The organism is Streptosporangium sp. NPDC002607, from assembly GCF_053592655.1.
On record NZ_JBSFWD010000030.1, the window covers coordinates 75218 to 92733 of the forward strand.

The 17516-nt window shown below is 68.9% G+C and carries 15 protein-coding genes; 5 read left to right on the forward strand and 10 right to left on the reverse strand.

Features of this window, described 5'->3' with window-relative positions:
• Positions 1-29: 29 nt before the first annotated feature.
• The 9 genes from ACWD3H_RS29640 to ACWD3H_RS29680 form a co-directional block, all read right to left on the reverse strand.
• A complete protein-coding gene (locus tag ACWD3H_RS29640; RefSeq protein WP_451957329.1) occupies positions 30-1490 on the reverse strand; it encodes a carboxyl transferase domain-containing protein in 1461 nt (486 codons plus the stop codon).
• The gene (locus ACWD3H_RS29645; RefSeq protein WP_451957330.1) at positions 1487-2686 is read right to left on the reverse strand and encodes a CaiB/BaiF CoA transferase family protein; all 1200 of its coding nucleotides are present in this window, start codon (positions 2684-2686) and stop codon (positions 1487-1489) included. Before ACWD3H_RS29645 ends, ACWD3H_RS29640 begins: the two co-directional genes overlap by 4 nt.
• The gene (locus ACWD3H_RS29650) at positions 2683-3573 is read right to left on the reverse strand and encodes a fumarylacetoacetate hydrolase family protein (protein ID WP_451957331.1); all 891 of its coding nucleotides are present in this window, start codon (positions 3571-3573) and stop codon (positions 2683-2685) included. Before ACWD3H_RS29650 ends, ACWD3H_RS29645 begins: the two co-directional genes overlap by 4 nt.
• An 85-nt stretch (positions 3574-3658) precedes the next feature.
• Entirely contained in the window at positions 3659-5125 is a 1467-nt protein-coding gene (locus tag ACWD3H_RS29655; RefSeq protein ID WP_451957332.1) for an NAD-dependent succinate-semialdehyde dehydrogenase, read from the reverse strand.
• 42 nt (positions 5126-5167) lie between these two features.
• On the reverse strand, positions 5168-6130 hold the full coding sequence (locus ACWD3H_RS29660) for a cyclase family protein (RefSeq protein ID WP_451957333.1): 963 nt from the start codon (positions 6128-6130) through the stop codon (positions 5168-5170).
• Positions 6131-6173: 43 nt separating this feature from the next.
• A complete protein-coding gene (locus tag ACWD3H_RS29665) occupies positions 6174-6998 on the reverse strand; it encodes a prephenate dehydratase domain-containing protein (RefSeq protein WP_451957334.1) in 825 nt (274 codons plus the stop codon).
• 261 nt (positions 6999-7259) lie between these two features.
• The gene (locus ACWD3H_RS29670) at positions 7260-7967 is read right to left on the reverse strand and encodes a GntR family transcriptional regulator (RefSeq protein WP_451957335.1); all 708 of its coding nucleotides are present in this window, start codon (positions 7965-7967) and stop codon (positions 7260-7262) included.
• Between the two features lie 219 nt (positions 7968-8186).
• Complete coding sequence (locus tag ACWD3H_RS29675) at positions 8187-9203, reverse strand: dihydrodipicolinate synthase family protein (RefSeq protein WP_451957336.1); 1017 nt, start codon at positions 9201-9203, stop codon at positions 8187-8189.
• Positions 9204-9262: 59 nt separating this feature from the next.
• Positions 9263-10252, reverse strand: a complete 990-nt coding sequence (locus tag ACWD3H_RS29680) for an ornithine cyclodeaminase family protein (RefSeq protein ID WP_451957337.1) — start codon at positions 10250-10252, stop codon at positions 9263-9265.
• 266 nt (positions 10253-10518) lie between these two features.
• On the opposite strand from ACWD3H_RS29680, the gene ACWD3H_RS29685 reads away from it, so the two are divergent.
• Positions 10519-11469, forward strand: coding sequence for a VOC family protein (locus tag ACWD3H_RS29685; protein WP_355565400.1), 951 nt, complete (start codon positions 10519-10521; stop codon positions 11467-11469).
• A gap of 105 nt (positions 11470-11574) precedes the next feature.
• Here ACWD3H_RS29685 and ACWD3H_RS29690 read toward each other — a convergent pair whose 3' ends face one another.
• Complete coding sequence (locus ACWD3H_RS29690) at positions 11575-12555, reverse strand: hypothetical protein (protein ID WP_451957338.1); 981 nt, start codon at positions 12553-12555, stop codon at positions 11575-11577.
• 473 nt (positions 12556-13028) lie between these two features.
• On the opposite strand from ACWD3H_RS29690, the gene ACWD3H_RS29695 reads away from it, so the two are divergent.
• From ACWD3H_RS29695 to ACWD3H_RS29710, 4 genes are all read left to right on the forward strand, one after another.
• Positions 13029-13931 (forward strand): ABC transporter ATP-binding protein, encoded by a 903-nt coding sequence (locus ACWD3H_RS29695; protein WP_355561165.1) that lies wholly within the window; start codon positions 13029-13031, stop codon positions 13929-13931.
• Positions 13928-14788 carry an ABC transporter permease gene (locus ACWD3H_RS29700; RefSeq protein WP_355561168.1) on the forward strand — a complete coding sequence of 287 codons (861 nt, stop codon included), beginning with the start codon at positions 13928-13930 and terminating at the stop codon, positions 14786-14788. The genes ACWD3H_RS29695 and ACWD3H_RS29700 overlap by 4 nt, the downstream gene beginning before the upstream one ends.
• Complete coding sequence (locus ACWD3H_RS29705; RefSeq protein WP_355561171.1) at positions 14785-15858, forward strand: ABC transporter substrate-binding protein; 1074 nt, start codon at positions 14785-14787, stop codon at positions 15856-15858. Before ACWD3H_RS29700 ends, ACWD3H_RS29705 begins: the two co-directional genes overlap by 4 nt.
• A 181-nt stretch (positions 15859-16039) precedes the next feature.
• The gene (locus ACWD3H_RS29710) at positions 16040-17485 is read left to right on the forward strand and encodes an aldehyde dehydrogenase family protein (RefSeq protein WP_451957339.1); all 1446 of its coding nucleotides are present in this window, start codon (positions 16040-16042) and stop codon (positions 17483-17485) included.
• Positions 17486-17516 lie beyond the last annotated feature (31 nt).

Consider the following 17516-nt stretch of genomic DNA (forward strand, 5'->3'; position numbering starts at 1 on the left):
GCAGGCCCGGCCGGCATCAGGGCCGTCGCCTAGCCACTCCGGTGCGCGGCGAGCTGCTGGAGCAGCTGCGACCCGATCGCCGCGGACACTCTCCGGCAGAAGTCTTCGGGGTTCTCGTGCGCGGGAACGGGTTCGGGCACGAGAACCTGCACCACCCCGTCCGTCAGCAGCTCGTGGGAGCCGACACGTTGCCTGCGTGCCATGTCGGCCGCCAGCCGGGTGTGACCGTGAAGTATCACGCTCGCACCCTCTGGCGGCAGGGGCGAGAGCCACGCGTGCTCGGCGGCGATGCACGCTCGGCCGGGGAGAAGGGCGAGGGCTCCGCCGCCGCACCCCTCTCCCAGGAGTACCGACACGGACGGCACGGTGAGCTGGACGAGGTCGGCCAGGCAACGTGCGATCTCTCCGGCGAGAGCCCGCTCCTCGGCCTCTGCCGAGAGCTCGGCCCCGGGGGTGTCGACGACGCAGACCAGCGGGCGTCCCAGCTGCTGGGCGACATGAATGCCGCGGCGCGCGGCACGCAGGTCATCGGGGCCAAGCGGGCCTTTGCCGGCCTGAGCGCGCCGGTCCTGACCGATCACGACGCACGCGACCCCCTGGAAGGAGGCCAGGGCGCACAACATGCCCTGGCCGAGCTCACCCGCACCCGTCCCCGACAGGGTGACGACCTCGTCGGCCCCGATGCGTAACAGCTCACGGACACCTGGACGGTCCGGGTGACGGCTGAGCCGAATGGAGTGCCATGGATCCCCCGGGAGTGTCACCACGGCGCTGTCGGGGACCCGCGCCCGGGTCACGCTCGCAGGTCTGGCCGGTGGCCCGGTCAGCAGGGCGAGTGCCTTCGAGGCGACGCCGGCGAGCCGGTCGGGGGGCACGACCGCGTCGATGACTCCCTTGGCGGCCAGGTTCTCGGCCACCTGGACACCGCCGGGAAACGGATGCCCGTTGAGTGCCTCGTAGACCGATGGGCCCAGGAAGCCGATCAAGGCGCCCGGTTCCGCCACGGTGACGTGCCCGAGCGACCCCCACGATGCGAACACCCCTCCCGTGGTGGGGTGTCGCAGATACACCAGGTACGGCAGACCGGCCGCCTTGTGCTCGACGACGGCCCGGGAGATGTCGACCATCATGACGAAGGCCGGCGTGCCTTCCTGCATCCGGGTGCCGCCGGAGGAGGGCGCGGCGATGAGGGGCAACCGCTCGGCCGTCGCGCGGCGCACGGCCGTCACGATGCGCCCGGCCGCGTCACGGCCGATCGACCCGCCGAGGAAGCGGAACTCGCTCACGACGAGCGCCACGTCGTGACCCCCGATCCGGGCCCGGCCGGTGACAACGGCCTCGTCCGTGCTGGAACGTTCCCGAGCCTGGAACAGTGCCTTCTCGTACTCGGGATCCCGGTCGGCGGGGGCGACGGGCACGTCCCACGAATGCCAGGAGCCCGGGTCGACGTTCGCCTCGATCAGCTCGAGGGCGCCCAGCCGATGCGTCATCGGACCACGTCGCCGACCCAGCGCCGCACCGACTCCCCGTGCTGGTCGAGGACGGGCGGCGGCCGGTGCGCGGTCCGGGTGTGCTCCCGCCCGGACGGGTCGAAGAAGCGCAGCGGTGGCCCGGGCAGCGTGAGCGGGCCCAGGGTCTCGTGCGTGACGTCGATGACCAGGCCCTGGCTCAGGGTCTGCTCCCAGGTGTAGACCTCGTCCAGGGTGCGCACCCTGCCGGCCGGTACGCCCAGCTCGCGCAGCCGGTCGAGCAGGTCGCCGGCGCTCCGGTTCGCGAAGGCCCGTTCGACCAGCTCGATGACCTCCTCACGGGACGCGACGCGCTGGGCGTTCGTGGCCATACCCGGTTCCTCGGGGTCGAGATCGAAGCCCGCGCAGAACCTCTGCCAGAGCCCCTCGCTCCCCACGGCGATCTGCACCGCTCCGTCGGCGCACCGGAAGAGCCCGTAGGGCGAGATGGACGCGTGGTGATTGCCGCCCGCCCGCCCGACCTCGCCGGCGACCGTCCAGCGGGTCCCCTGGAAGGCGTGGACGCCGACGGCCGCGGCCAGCAGCGAGGTGCGTACGACCTGGCCTCGTCCGGTCGACTCACGCTGGCGCAGCGCCGCCAGGACACCGTAGGCGCCGTACATGCCGGCGAGCAGATCGCAGATCGGCGTCCCGAACCGTTGCGGGTCGTCCGGCGCCGATCCGGTCAGGGACATCAGGCCTCCCTCACCCTGGGCGATCTGGTCGTAGCCCGGCCGGCCGCCTTCGGGGCCGTCGTGGCCGAAGCCGGTGATCGACAGCTGCACGAGCCGCGGGTTGAGCTCTCCGAGCACGTCGGCGCCCAGCCCGAGCCGTTCCATGACTCCGGTCCGGAAGTTCTCCACCAGCACGTCCGCCCGTCGCACCAGGGCGAGCAGGACCTCGCGGTCGGCGTCGTCCCTGAGGTCCAGGCAGACGGACTCCTTGTTCCGGTTGGCCGACAGGAAGTACGTCGACTCCCGTTCCCTCCCGTCCCCGGCGAAGGGCGGTCCCCAGCCTCGGGTGTCGTCTCCGTGCCCTGGTGCCTCGATCTTGACCACCCGGGCACCGAGGTCGCCCAGCATCATCGTCGCGTGGGGTCCCGCCAAGGCGCGGGACAGGTCGACCACGAGCACGCCCTCGAGGGGGCCGGCCGGGCTGGATCCAAGGGTGGTGCTCATGCGGACGCGCCCGATCCCAGCGCCTCGTGGCGCTCCTGGTTGGCCACGACCGGGTTCCGCAGCACGCCGAGCCGCTCCACCTCGACCTCCACCTCGTCGCCGGGGCGCAGCAGCCACGGCGGTGTCCGGGAGTAGCCGACCCCCGACGGGGTTCCGGTGGCGAGCAGGTCGCCGGGGCGGAGGGTGAGGGTCCGGCTGATGAGCGAGAGCGTGTCACCGACCGTGTAGACCATCTCGTCGGTGCTGCCCTGCTGCACCACGGTGCCGTTCACGCGCGTCTCCACCTTGAGCCCGTCACGCAGGTCGCCCACTTCGGCAGCCGGTACCAGCGGTCCGAGCACACCGGAACGGTCTCCGTTCTTGCCCAGCGTCCACTGGGAGGTGAGTTTCTGTGCCCGGCGCGAGGTCACGTCGTTGAACGTGGAGTAGCCGACCACGGCCGCCAAGGCGTCCTCGGGCGTGGCGTCCACGAGGGGCGCACCGACCCAGGCCACCACCTCACCCTCCCAGTCCACACCGTCCTCGTCGGGCGGCACCGGGATGCCCACGCCTCCGACGGTGAGCGAGCTCGGCCACCGCGCGAACAGGGTGGGGTACTGCGGCACACCCTCGCTCGCGTAGGACCCCTCCGCGACGTGCTTGAGATAGTTCAGCCCGATGCAGATGACCTTCGCGCCCGGCAGCACCGGAGGTACGAACTCGACATCGTCCAGCGGCAGTGCGGCCACCACCCGCTCGGCGGCCGGCTCACCGGTCAACCAGCGTCGGGGGTCGGCCCAGAACTCCTCCAGGGTCGCGAGGACTCCGACCCCGAGGCCGTCGTCCGTGAGGGTCCCCACCAGGACCGATCCGTCGGTGTGGCGCAGTCCCACGATGCGCGTCGGCATTTGTCATCTCCTTGACGTGCCAGTCCATGCTTGCTGCCCGCTCCCGTCCGAGTTCGGCGGGCGCACCGCGTGCGCCCGCCCGTCGTCAGACCGGGATCGCCGCGTAGGTCGTGTCGAGGTACTCCGCGATGCCTTCGAGCCCGCCCTCGCGGCCGAGCCCGGACTGCTTGATGCCGCCGAAGGGCGCGGCCGCGTTCGACACGACGCCGACGTTGACCCCGACCATGCCGCCGGCGAGGTTCCCGACCATGCGCAGCGCGCGCTCCAGGTCGCGCGTGTAGACGTAGCTCACCAGTCCGTACGGGGTGCCGTTGGCCGCGTTCACCGCCGCCTCCTCCTCGCGGAAGGTGGTGATCGGGGCGAGCGGCCCGAAGATCTCCTCGTCGAGCAGTGTCGTTCCCGGCGCGACGTTGCTCAGGACGGTGGGTTCCACGAACCGGCCGTTCGCCGGCCCGCCTCCCACCTCGATCGCCGCGCCTCGGTCGAGAGCGTCGGCCACCAGCCTTTCGAACTTAGCGACCGCCGCGTCGTCGATGAGCGGCCCGACCTCGGCGCCGTCCTGCCAGCCGGCGGCGACCGTCATCGCTCCCATGCGGTCCGCGAGCCTGCCGGTGAACTCGGGGGCAAGCGACTCCGCGACGATGAAGCGGTTGGCCGCCGTACACGCCTGGCCGACGTTACGCATCTTGGCCAGCAACGCACCCTCGACCGCGGCGTCGAGGTCGGCGTCCTCGCAGACGATGAAAGGCGCGTTCCCCCCCAGCTCCATCGAGGTCCTCATGACGTGGGCCGAGCATTGGGCCAGGAGCAGCTTGCCCACCTCGGTCGATCCGGTGAAGGAGAGCTTGCGGGCGAGTCCGGACTCGATCACCGTGCTGACGACCGCGGCAGGACGGGAGGTGGTGACGACGTTGACCGCGCCGGCCGGAGCACCGGCCTCCTCGATGATCTGCGCGAGAAGCAGGCTGGTCAGGGGCGTCTGCTCGGCCGGCTTGAGCACGGACGGGCAGCCGGCTGCGATCGCAGGGGCGATCTTGCGCGCCCCCATCGCCAAGGGGAAGTTCCACGGTGTGACGAGCAGGCAGGGCCCCACCGCCCTGCGCTGGACGAGGATGCGGGTCAGCCCGGTGGGTGACAGTCGGTAGTCCCCTCCTATGCGGAGGGCCTCGTCGGCGAACCAGCCGAAGAAGTCGGCGGCGTAGGCCACCTCCCCGCGGGACTCGGTGATCGGCTTGCCCATCTCCAGGGTGATGAGCAGGGCGAGCTCGTCCTCACGCTCGCGCAGCGCGGCCTCGACCCGGCGCAGCAACGCGGCGCGCTGCGCGGGGGACAAGCCCGCCAGGGCGGGCTGCGCATCGGCGGCGGCCCGGATCGCGTCCAGCGCGTCCCGCGCGTCGGCGTCCGCGACCTCGGTCAGCGTCTCACCGGTCGCGGGGTTGTCCACCGGGAACGTCGCTCCACCCGCTGCCGGGCGCCAGCGCCCTCCGACCAGCAGCGTCGACGGGACGGCCGGGAGCGACGGGGCAAGGGTGGGTGTGGCGAACGCGGTCATCGGTTCCTTCTCTCTTGCGGTGTCAAGACGGTCGTCGTTGCCTCACAGCACCGCGACGCCGCCGACGGGACACCCGGACGCACCGGTGATGGGCAGCGCGGGCGCGGTGAAGAGGAACTCGTACTTCCCGTGGCGGGCGCAGGCGGTCGCGAGCTCCTGGAAGTCGAAGATCTCGCCGATGGCCAGTCCCATGTGGACCAGTGCCACGACATGGAAAGGCTGGAAGCAGTCGATCTCGTTGGGGCGGACCTCGACGCCCCAGGTGTCCGAGGCGACCGCGGCGATCTCCCGCTCGTGGAACCACGGGGCGGTGTGCAGCGACACCCCCGGGGAGGCGCCGCCCGCGTAGTCGCCCCACGCGTGCCGGCGAGCCTCGAGGAAGCCGGTGCGGATGAGTACCGCGTCCCCGCGCTGGATCCGCACGCCCTCGGCTTCCGCGGTCGCCTCCAACTCCTCGACGGAGATCGCGTGGCCGGGCTCGAGAGCGTCCACGCCCAGGTGCCGGGCCACGTCGAGCAGCACGCCTCGCATCACGAACTTGCCCGCGTAGTTCTCCACGCCGTTCTTGGCCGCCCCGGTGGAGGAGACGAGACCCGCGGAGTACCCGTTCCACATCTTCCCCTTCCAGAAGATGTGGGAGAGCGAGTCCCACTGGGTGCCGGCCTGGTTGGGCACGATGAGGATGTCGTCGGAACGCCCGTACCCCTTGGCGGGGCCGAACCCGGCCGGAAGGATCTCCTGCGCTCCGGCCAGGTGGTCCGCCCCCGTCGCCGTCATCACGTTGCGCGGGTTGGCCCGCAGGCTTCCGGTCTGAGGGCCTCGCTGGTCGTAGGGGAGCGAGCAGGAGATGGTCACGCCGTGCTCGACGAGGGCCGCGGCGCGCCGTACCTCCTCGGGCCCGACGTGGTTCATCGTCCCGAGCGAGTCGTCCTCGCCCCAGCGTCCCCAGTTCGTGCACTGCTTGATGTAGCGCTCGAGGACATCCGCTCCGCGAAAGTTGGACATCTCACCTCCAAGGTCATGCCCGCCGCGGCGGCGGGCGGAATGGTCAAGAAGCGGTCGACGTGGTGAAGACACCGACCAGCCGGGAGCCGAAGGCACCGACCGCCTGGTCGGTGAGGGGCTCACCACTCCGCGTACGCAGCACCAGGAGGTAGCGGTAGCGGAAGATCTCGCCGGTGGGCGCGTTCGTGATCGTGCGCACGGCCAACCCGAGCGGGGCCAGGAGTGCGAGAGTCTCGTCGAGCTCATCACCGCCGTCGACACGGACCGCCAGATGGTCGGCGCCGGGGGAGACCTCCAGCGCTGAGCTGAGCGCCCACCACCCGCCGGCGCTGCCGTCGTCGACGTCGCGCTCGATGATGTCCAGGCCGAGCGCCCGAGCCACGGCCTCGGTGCCGATCAGAGCCATCGAGCCGTCACCCGCGAGCACCTCCCGCGCCGCGGCCACGGAGTTCTGCGGGTGGATCTCGACCGTGGCGGCGGGCAGTCGCTCCTTCAGGAAGCGACGGCACTGGCGGATGGAGCCGTGCCCGCCCACATACCTGATGTCGTCCAGACGGCTGCCCGGTCTGCCCAGCAGGGCGCAGTGGTACGGCACCACGATCTCGTCGCTGATGAAGAGCTTCTCTCCGGCGAGGATGCGGGCGGCGGTCTCGGTACACGCGGTGTTGGAGGTCTCCGACGTCAGCACCCCCAGGTCGATCCTGCCGTCGAGTACGGCGGCGACGACGTCGTCCATGGTCGGGAAATACTCCGGCCCGCCCAGTCCGGGCCTGCGGCCGAGCAGCACCCGCGTCGCCTGCCCCGCGAACGTGAGCTCGCTGCCCAGCGTGCCGACCCGCCGCGCCGGCCGGTGTTCACTACCGCTCACGGCACCCTCTCAATAGGTGAATAGTGTATTCAGTCGATGGAAAGTGTATTCAGTAATCGACAATGTGGCAATGCCTTCCGGCCGCCGACGATGCGCTCGGCGTGAGGCCTATCTCACAGCGTGGCGAGGGTGCTCGCCGAGGACGGGCACACCGGCTCGAACACCCCGGTGGCCTGCCGCGACGGGCGGCCGATCAGGGTGCGGAGCCGGTGGGTTCCGGGTGGCTTTCGGGGAGAGAGGGGAGAGGTCCGGGTTCCGATCTCAGCCGCCCGAGGCCTCGCTCCAGTTCATGTGGACGAGCCGGTCACGCGTGTGCTCGACGTGGGCCTCGATCAGGGTGCGGATCTCGTCCTCGTCGCCTCGTTCGAGGGCTTCGAGGATGGCCTGGTGCTCGGCGAGCACCTCCTGGCGACGTGGGAGGTCGGGAGTGGCCAGGTGCACGTAGCGGTAGATCCGGAACCGTACCTCGTCGATGATGCTGGACACGGCGGAGCCGCGACCGTGCAGCGAGTGGTGGAACTCCATGTCCGCCTGGAGCCACTCCTCGGCTGACATGTCCAGGTCCATGGAACCGGCGGCCGCCCGGGCCGCCGGAAGGTCGACGTCGAGGAAATCGGGACGAGATCGCGCGCGGAGCGTGGCGAAGATCTCCAATGTCTGGCGCAGGTCGTAGAGTTCGAGCACCTGCTCCTGGGAGAGTTGCGTGACGACGTAGCGCTGGAAGGGATTGGCGTCGAGCAGGCGTTCCGCCTGGAGCCGCCGCAGGGCCTCGCGTACCGGCACCCGGCTCACGCCGAGCGTGTTGGCGAGCTCAACCTGGTTGATCTCGGTCCCGGCCGGGAGCTCTCCTCGGATGATGGCCTCACGGACGCGATCGTAGACACGATCCCCGAGCGTCGAGCGTGAAACGGCACCCATACCTGCGACTCCGGACGACCGGTCGAGGCTGCCGAGCGCTCCGCTGCTCACGGGAGAGACGGTCGGCTTCTGTGGCACTCCTCGAGTATTTTTCGGCACCCCTCAAGTATATGTTCCTCATGCGTATACAGTTGCCAGAAACTATAAAAGGTCATCCCGACCTCCCCTCAAGCCTGCGTCACCGGTGCTGCGGGAGCGCGTTCCCGGAGGTCGGGCACCTCCGGTGGTTCGGTGGAGCGCACCCGAGTCGTGTCACGCTCCGCCACGTGATCATTCCGGGTTGCGCCCGACAAAGTACTCCTCGTCGGGGTCGTCCGTCACCCAAAGCCCCGAGTCCACCAGCGCTCGCCGGAACGCCGCCATCTCGCCGCTGTGCAGGCGGTTCGCCGGGACGCGCATCGGCCCGCCGTTGAAGCCCGCGAGCCAGGCCTGGTACTTCCACGCGGACCGGTTCACGGAGTGGGCGTGCGGAACCGGGGCCACGTTGCCGTTGGCCCGCCATGCGGGGGCGATTTTCCAGAGCAGGTCCATGGCCTGGTCGACCTTGCCCTCCTGGGCCAGGGCCAGCATCCGCGGGGCGGTGTCGCCGTAGTACTCGGTGTTCGAGGTCGCGATCACCCGTAGGGGGACGAGCGCGGCCAGTGCGATGGCCTCCTGGATGATCGGCATGGTGATCAGTACCTTCTCCGAGAGCCGGTGCCAGGCGTGTGCGAAGCCGGCGATCGACGGGAATCCGCCTTCGGCCTTCACCGAGACGACGTTCGGCGCGGCGTCGACCAGGTCGGCCAGCATGTCGACCGGCAACGAGGCGGAGTGGAGGCGTTCGAAACCCCAGTGCGTCATCGGGAAGAGGATGACGGCCAGGTCGGTGGCGTCGCAGAACGCCTTGGTGTAGTCGTGGAGCTCCTGCAGGGACCTCGGGTGGAAGCTCGGCGGGTAGGACAGCAGCGCGAGGCGGGCTCCCGCCGCCGTGGCCCGCCGCGCGGCGGCGATGTTCTCCTCCAGAGTGTTGAACGACGCGTGGAAGATCAGGTTGAGCCGGTCACCCGCCTCGTCGTGTGCGATCTCGGTGAAGCGGGCGTACTCGTCGAGGGTGATGTTGATCTCGCTGACGAGCAGCGTGCCGGTGAACCCGAGCTCGATCACCCGTCGGACATCGTGGCGGATGCCGCGTTCGTTCAGGCGGGTCAGATCAGCGGAAAAGCTCGGGATGAGCACGTTGTTGACGCCGTGGAAGTGCTCACGGGCCCAGTCGCGCGCCTCGTGCCTGCCGATAGTGGTCGTCATGATTGGATTCGTCTCCCTGTCAAAGGTGCATGTGGATGAAAGCTGAGATGCCAGGGCGGTCAGCGGCGGCTCTTGGGTACGGCCAGGTTGTCCAAGGTGGATCCGAGACCGGCCTCGACCGCGCGCCGGTACACCAGCTCGGCGGCGACCATGTCCTGGAGAGCGGTCCCGACGGACTTGAAGATGGTGAGGTCCCCCTGTGGGGCCTCGGGAAGCGCGGCCTTGCCCTGGAGCAGGTCGCTGAGCCGTAGCACGGTGCTGAGGCTGCCGCCCCCGTCGACGAACTCCCGGATGTCGCCGGACTCGTCCGCGACCTGCTCCGGATCGGCGTCGAAAACGAGGGTTCCCGCACGCCTGAAGACGGTCGTGTCGAGCTCGCGCAGGTCGCGGTGCGTGGAGCCGATCGCGCTGATGTGAAGACCGGGCCGGAGCCAGTCGGACTCGCACGCGATCGGCCCCCCATAGCCGGTGTTGGTCGCGGTGATCACGTGGTCGACGTCGGCGCATGCCTCCGCGGCCGTGCCGGCCGGCACCACCGGCAGGGAGAGCTCCTCGCGCAGGCGGCCGGCGAGTCGCTCCCGGCTCGCCGGGTTCGGGCTGAACACCTTGACCTCGTCGATCTCACTCACCGCGGCGAAGGCGCGCAGGTGTGCCTCGGCCTCCAGACCGGACCCGAGGACGCCGAGGCGCGTCGCCTTCACCCCCAGGGCCCGTGCGGCGACCACGCTCGTCGCGGCGGTCCGCGCCGCTGTCAGGTAGCAGGCGTCCATCATCGCCAGAACCTCGCCGGTCTCGACGGAGGCGAGCATGATCAGGTAACGGACGCCCACGCCGTTGCCGCCGAAGAACGCCTTGAGGCCCATGACACCCGACCGGGGCACCACCGCGGGCATGATGCGGAAAAACCTGCCACCTCCCGAGAGGTTCACCCGCCCGGGAACATCGGCAGGGACTTCCGCGTCGGCGCGGATGGCGCGGTCGATCGCCTCGACGAGTGAGGCCGGGTCGAGCACGCTGCCCACCGAACGGTCATCAAGCAGGAGAGTCATAAGCGGTTCCTCGGGAAGCGGCGCCAGTGATCGTGTGGAACGGAGTCGACGGCTCGGCCCATGACCTTGCATCAACCCGACAACTGTATACACTCTAATGACAACTTTGCGCGCGTCAAGTCGCCGGTTACCTCAGGACGAGCAACCGGCAACGCGCCCGCCTTACGCGTTGCGATGGGCGGCGTCTGGTGGACCTGCCATTGACGAGCGACAAGAATCACGCAATTACCGGCAATTCGGCCGCAGTGGCGGAAACTGGAGGAATTATGGAGCAGTCAGTCGAGCGTCTCGGATACGTCGTGATGGGTGTCCCGGACCTCGCCGAGTCGACGAAGTTCTACTCGAACGTCGGCCATCTCACCGTGCACGACCGTTCCGCGGGAACAAGCTTCCTCGGCGGCGGCTACGACCACCACTGGCTGCGGCTGGAGGAGAACCGGCACCGGCGCGGGCTGATGCGCGTGGGCTTCCGGCTCACGGGTGACGAGGCCCTGTCCGAGGTCGCGAACCGACTGGACGAGCGCGGCATCCGGTTCGAGGAGATCGGCGATCTGGAAGGCGACGGGATCGACCGAGGTCTCCGGTTCGTCGATCCCGACGGGGTCGAGGTCGATGTCTACACCGACATGCTGTCCCGTGCCGTGAAGCCGGCTCAGGACGCCGTGCGCATGACGGAGATGCTGCACGCGGTGTGGTTCTCGTCGGACCCCGTCGCGGCGCATCGGTTCTATGCCGACGTCCTCGGCTTCCGGGCGTCGGACTGGATCAAGCGCAATGCGGTGTTCATGCGGTCGGCGAACAACTACCACCACTCGCTCGGCATCTTCCGTTCGAGCCCTCAGCGCGCCGGGTCCATGGACCACTTCTGCATCCTCGTGGAGAACATCGACGACGTGATGCGGGCCAGGAACATCGCACTGCGCCAGGGCGCGCAGCTTCAGAAGGACGTGCTTCGGCACGCCGCGTCCGGCTCGATCAGCGTCTACATCGCCGACCCCATGACCGGCATCTCCTTCGAGTTCTGCACCGAACACGACATCGTCGACCCGGACCACCGGCCACGCCTGCTGGAGGGCTCGCCGATCACGCGTGACGTGTGGCAGGCGGGCAGCCCGGGCCTGGACAGGAACGCGCCGCTGGGGGCCACCTCGGACACGCCTCTCCCACGGGTGTCCGAGGAGAGCGGCGTCGCCGACATGGCGAACTCCATCGCCTGAGGCTCGCCGGCACCGGCTCGAGGCCGGAAACGCTGCCCCACCGTCCCTGCCGTGGGCAGGACGCCGGTGGGGCGGCGGCCCGGACGTGACGGTACGTGACCACGCTCACGTACCGCGGAGGCTCTCCGCGACGAACTGTTCGACGTCCCAAGGGGTGACCGTCAGTCCGTCCTGGTTCGACTGCCTCGCGGCCATGTCGAGCATCGCCTTGTTGGCGGCGAACCCATACGGGAACGGGTCCGCTCCGAAGACCGACGCCTGCCAGTCCATGTCGTCATTCCCGTCGAGGAAAACACCGGCGGCCCTGCGGTCTCGCCGGTATGCCTCCTGTTTGGCGGCTTCGAACGCCTCGAAAAGCGCCTCGGGCACCCATGGCTCCTTCTCGACGAGGCGCCGCTGTACGAGCACGACGTGGTTGACGGGCAGGAAGCCGGTCCTGCGCTTGAAGTCCGCCATGAACTGACGGCCCCCGTCGGGGAAGAGCCGCGCCACCCTGCCCGTCGACGTGTCGATCGCGGTCCCGCCCGCTGGGAACGCGGCGTCCAGTTCCCCGGTTTGGAGCATGCGGTTCACATCGCCGCCGCCGGTCCAGTGCAGCGTGACGCCGCTGGGCGGATTCAGTTCGAAGCCCATCTGCCGGCCGTGGCTTTCCTCGCCCTGCCGCCCGATGTACCACTCGATGTCCTGGGGGCCGATACCCCAGAGCACCTCAAGCTGCGCCCGGAACCAGAGGCCCGCCGTCATGGTGTAGTCGGGGATTCCGAACCTCTTGCCCCTCAGGTCGGCGCCGCCCTCGATACCCGCGCCGGTGTTCACCCACGTGTTCAGTCCGAGGGTGGCCTTGCTGGCATAGACCGGGATCATCACCCAGTCCCACAGGTCCTTCGGACGTTCGCGGGTGACGATGAAGTTCGAGATGGAGAACTCGAACACGTCGTGCGCGCTGTCGCGGAGATGCATCGTGTGCAGGTCGCCCGCGTTGCCGCGCTCCCAGGCGATCTCGATGCCCCTGGGCTGGACGGTGCCGTCGACGAGCGGCGTCACGCGAGGGTTGAGCGAGAACGTGCCGCGCAGCTGTATTGCCATTCCCGGCCTCCGATTTCGGAACTCTTGAGCGGCGAGAGTATACAGTCGCCACGGCTGGCTGCCAGGGCCGATCCACGGTCACCCGGCCGGCTCGGTGCGGGCCGCGTCCTCGTGCAGGTGGACGAGGGTGGGGAGGGGCTTGTGCCCGGAGGCGATCGGCTTGTTGCCTGCCATGTCATATGTACGGACTCGCCGGTCCCGGCCTCGGCGTTCGCCTCGCAGGCCCGCCCGATCCTCTACCCGTGACGTGGGGGTCATCTCGACGTAACTATTGACACACGTTGCGGCGTCAGTAATCTGTATACACCTAGGCCTCACGGGTCGTTACGGTTCGAGCGATGACACGGTCGCACCGGCAGCCGGCACCGCGTAGCACGAGGACAGCGGCCGTTTGTAGATGACCAGAACCCGTATCGCAGATAGACGTCCCCGGACTGCTCAAGCAGACGAGGCAGGTTGAGGAGGACTGAGAGTTGGGCGACTTTTCGCCTCCGGGCACCGGCGTAGGCAACGCCGAGGCGCCCGTGGTGGAGTTCAAGGATGTGACGGTACGTTACCCCGGCAAGGGTGTGATCCGTCCCGCTGTAGTAAATGTCAACCTCACCGTGCCCAAGGGACGCTTCGTGTGCGTGGTCGGGCCCAGTGGGTGTGGCAAGTCCACGCTGTTGCACGTGTGTTCGGGCCTGCTGAAGGTCTCGAACGGGCAGTTCTGGTACCTCGGCAAGGAGTGGCGCAAGCTCCACCCGGGCATCGGCTATGTCACGCAGCGGGAGACGTTGCTGCCCTGGAAGACGGTCCTGGGCAACATCGCGCTGCCGCTCAAGATCAAGGGTGTGCCGCGGGCGGAGCGTCGCGAGCGAGCGGCCGAGATGGCCGCGAGCGTCGGTCTGGGGGACTGGCTCAACCACTACCCGCGGGAACTCTCCGGGGGCATGCGGCAGCGCGTCCAACTCGGGCGCACCCTGGTCACCGAGCCGACGCTGCTGCTCATGGACGAGCCGTTCGGCGCCCTGGACGCGGTGCTCCGGGTGCGGATGCAGGAGTTCCTGAAGTCCCGGATCGAGGGAACCGATCTCACCACGATCTTCGTGACCCACGACCTGAACGAGGCGCTGACCCTCGGTGACGAGGTGGTCGCCATGGCGGGAGCGCCGGGCACCGTCGACCAGATCGACACGCTCGAGGACCTCCCGCGCGGGGTCTCGCCCGTCGAGCTCCGGCAGACGCCCGCGTACGCGGTGCACGAAGCCAGGTTGTGGAAGACGATCGCCGGCAACCTGTCGGAGGACGGTGTCGCGCTGAGCAACCCCGCTCTGGAACACGATGACGACCAGGCCGTGACCGCCGCGACTCGCAGCGGGAGGGGAATCTCATGACGACGGAGACAGTGGCGCCGGAGTCGGCATCCAAGAGGGCGTCCGGTACCGCCAAGTCGGTGCAGGACCGGGAACAACGCCGGGAGCGGCTGCTCGACCTGGCCAAGCTCTGGGGGATCCGGATCGCCATCGTGGTGGTCTTCTGCTCGGCGTGGCAGTTCGCCAGCGGCCGGCTTCTTCCGGTGTTCATCATCTCAAGCCCGACGACGGTCGTCGAACGCTTCGGTGAGTTCATGGAGGGCGGCAAGCTTCTCTCGCACCTGTCCTACACCATGCAGGCCTGCGGCCTCGGCTTCGCGATCGGCGCGCTGATCGGCAGCACGCTGGGCCTGCTCTTCGGCATCTACGAGTCCACCTCGCGGGTCATCGCGCCGTTCGCCGCCATGCTCTACTCGATGCCGAAGATCATGCTGTCACCGCTCATCGTGGTCTGGGTCGGCGTCGACCTCACCATGAAGGTGTTCGTCGCGGCGTTCTCCTGCATGTGGGTGATCTTCTACAACGTGTGGAACGCCACCCGGCGCATCGACCACAACCTGCTCGACCAGATGCGCCTGATGGGTGCCAACCAGCGCCAGATCATCACCGGCCTCTACCTGCCGTCGGCGACGACCTGGCTGCTCACCAGCCTGCGCGTCGCGTTCCCGGTCGCGCTGATCGGCGCGGTGGTCGGCGAGTTCGTGGCGTCCTCGCAGGGCCTGGGCCATCTGGCTCTTGATTCCGGTCAGCGCTATGACTCCGCGGGAGTGCTCGTCGCGGTTCTGACGATCACCGTCACGGCGATGACCATCGACTCGGTCTTGGGGGCAATTCAGCGCAAGGTGGCGCTGTGGCAAGGTGAAGGAGCACGTGGATGACCAGATCAGATAGCAAGGCCCGGATGCGGGGAACGCGCCGGCTGACGAGTATCGCCTTGAGCGCGTTGCTGGCGGCCGGGACACTGACCGCCTGCGGTGGCGGTGGCGGCGAGACGATCGCGGCGGATGCGAAGACCGGCAATCGGAAGATCCGGATCGCGGCGCCGTTCGTCTCGACCATGAACTCGGCCATCCTGTACGCGCAGGGCACCGGCATCCTCAAGAAGCACAACATCGAGGCGGAGTTCATCGAGGTCCACGGCGGCGGGAGCCTGCAGGCGACGCTCGGCGGCAGCACCGACATGGCGATCACCTCGTCGGTGAACCCGATGGCCGCCCTACAGCAGGGCCAGGAGTTCCCGATCATCGCGCAGGTCGGGAACGGATTCCCCGAGTCGGTCATCATCACCGCCTCCGCCTGGAAGGAGAGCGGTCTGAAGGACGACTCGTCGCTGAAGGACAAGATGAAGTTCCTCGCCGGCAAGCCGTGGGGCGTCTCCAGCCCTCAGGGGTCGAGCAGCTACATGGCCAAGTACATGTTCCAGCTGGCCGGCCTGTCCGCGGACGACTTCAAGATGAACTCGATGGGCTCCGCCTCGGGGACCCTGGCCGGGCTCAAGAGCGAGAAGGTCGTCGCCGGCAGCATGGGTTCGCCCTACCCGCAGGTGGCGGAGTCGGAGGGCTACGCGAAGCTCTTCGTCAACGTCAGCGGTGGTGAGGTGCCTGAGCTGACCAACACCCTGACGTCGGTCGTCGCGGTCACCCCGGACTTCTACAAGAACAACAAGGAACTCGTGGCGGACTTCAGGAAGGCTCTGGGGGAGGCGCAGAAGGAGGTCTACGAGAACTCCGCGGTGGTCGACGAGTGGATCTACAAGGAGAAGTTCGAGGGCAGCCCCAAGGACGCCGTGCTGTCGGGCGTCAAGGACCAGCGCGACGGCGGTGCCATCGCCAAGCAGCCCGAGGTCAGTGAGGAGTCCGCCGAGAGGCTGGTCGCCTTCATGAAGGCGACGGGTCAGCCCGTGCCGGACGACTGGCGCAAGATCTTCGTGGACCTGTCCGCCAACTGAGTCATCCGCCGGGGTCGGACGTCGACGGCAACCCGAAACGGTCGTGGGTGTGGGGTCGGCTCCACACCCACGACCCGGGGCCGGCCGTGTCGACCCAACTGTCCGAGACGTCCGCCAAGGATGTCGAACTGAGAACGCGACCCAGGCCGATACATGGGTGACGCGAAGGCAAGGAGTGCACGTGTCGGAATTCATTGATGGGCGGATGCTCATCGGCGGCGAACTCGTGGAGAGCCGGACCTCGAACTGGCTGGAGTCGGTGAACCCGGCCAACGAGGAGGTCATCGGCCGGGTGCCCGCCGCTGGACCGGAGGATGTGAACGCGGCGGTGGAGGCCGCGGCGGGGGCCTTCGACGGGTGGGCCGGACTGTCGATGACCGAACGCGCCGGCGCGCTGCGCGGCTACGCGCAGCGCCTGAAGGAAGAGGGCAAGCGGATCCTCGACATCGAGGTCCGCGACACCGGCAACACCATCGCCAAGCTCCGCCACGACGTCGCGAGCGCGGTGCGCGGCATCGAGTACTTCGCCGGCCTCGGGACCGAGCTCAAGGGTGAGACGATCCCCGCCAGCGCCGACGCGCTGCACTACTCCGTCCGCCAGCCCTACGGGGTGGTGGGGCGGATCGTGCCGTTCAACCACCCGATCCTGTTCGCCGCGAAGTTCGGGGCCCCGCTCATGGCGGGCAACTGCGTGGTAATCAAGCCGTCGGAGCAGTCGCCCCTGTCGGCCACCGTCCTCGCCGAGATCGTGCGGGAGACGCTGCCGCCCGGCGTGGTCAACATCGTGACCGGCGACGGCGACGGCGCCGGTGTCCCGCTGGTGCGCCACCCGCTGGTGAAGCGGATCTCCTTCATCGGCTCCGTGCCGACCGGGCTGGCGATCCAGCGTGCGGCCGCCGAGGTGGCCGTCAAGCACGTCAGCCTGGAACTGGGCGGCAAGAACCCGATGATCGTGTTCCCCGACGCCGACCCCGACCAGGTCGCCGCGAACGCGGTCGCCGGCATGAACTTCGCCTGGATGGGCCAGTCCTGCGGCTCGATGAGCCGGATCCTGCTCCCGGACTCGCTCTACGACGCGGTCCTGGAGCGCGTGGTCGCGAAGGCCGAGGCGATCGTCCAGGGCGACCCCGCCAGCGAGGAGTCCGGTGCGGGCCCGATGAACTCGCGGGCACAGTACGAGAAGGCACTCGGCTACATCCAGGCGGGGATCGAGGACGGGGCGCGCCTGGTCGCCGGCGGCACCCGCCCGGAAGGCCCCGAGTTCGAGCGCGGCTACTGGATCCGCCCGACGGTTTTCGCCGACGTCACCCGGGATATGCGCATCTTCCGGGAAGAGATCTTCGGCCCGGTGATGTCCCTGATCCGCTACCGGGACGTCGACGAGGCGATGGAGCTGGCCAACGACGTCGAGTACGGCCTGACCGCGTCCATCTGGACCAACGACCTGAAGCAGGCCATGCGGGCCGCGCGCGACGTCCGCGCCGGTTACGTCTGGGTGAACGGCGTGTCGCGGCACTTCCTCGGCACCGGGTTCGGCGGTTTCAAGAACTCCGGCACCGGACGTGAGGAGTGCTTCGACGAGATGCTCAGCTACACCGAGACGAAGACGGTGCACGTCCATGTGTGAGCGGACGGCGGCTGCCGAGCAGATGCGAGTG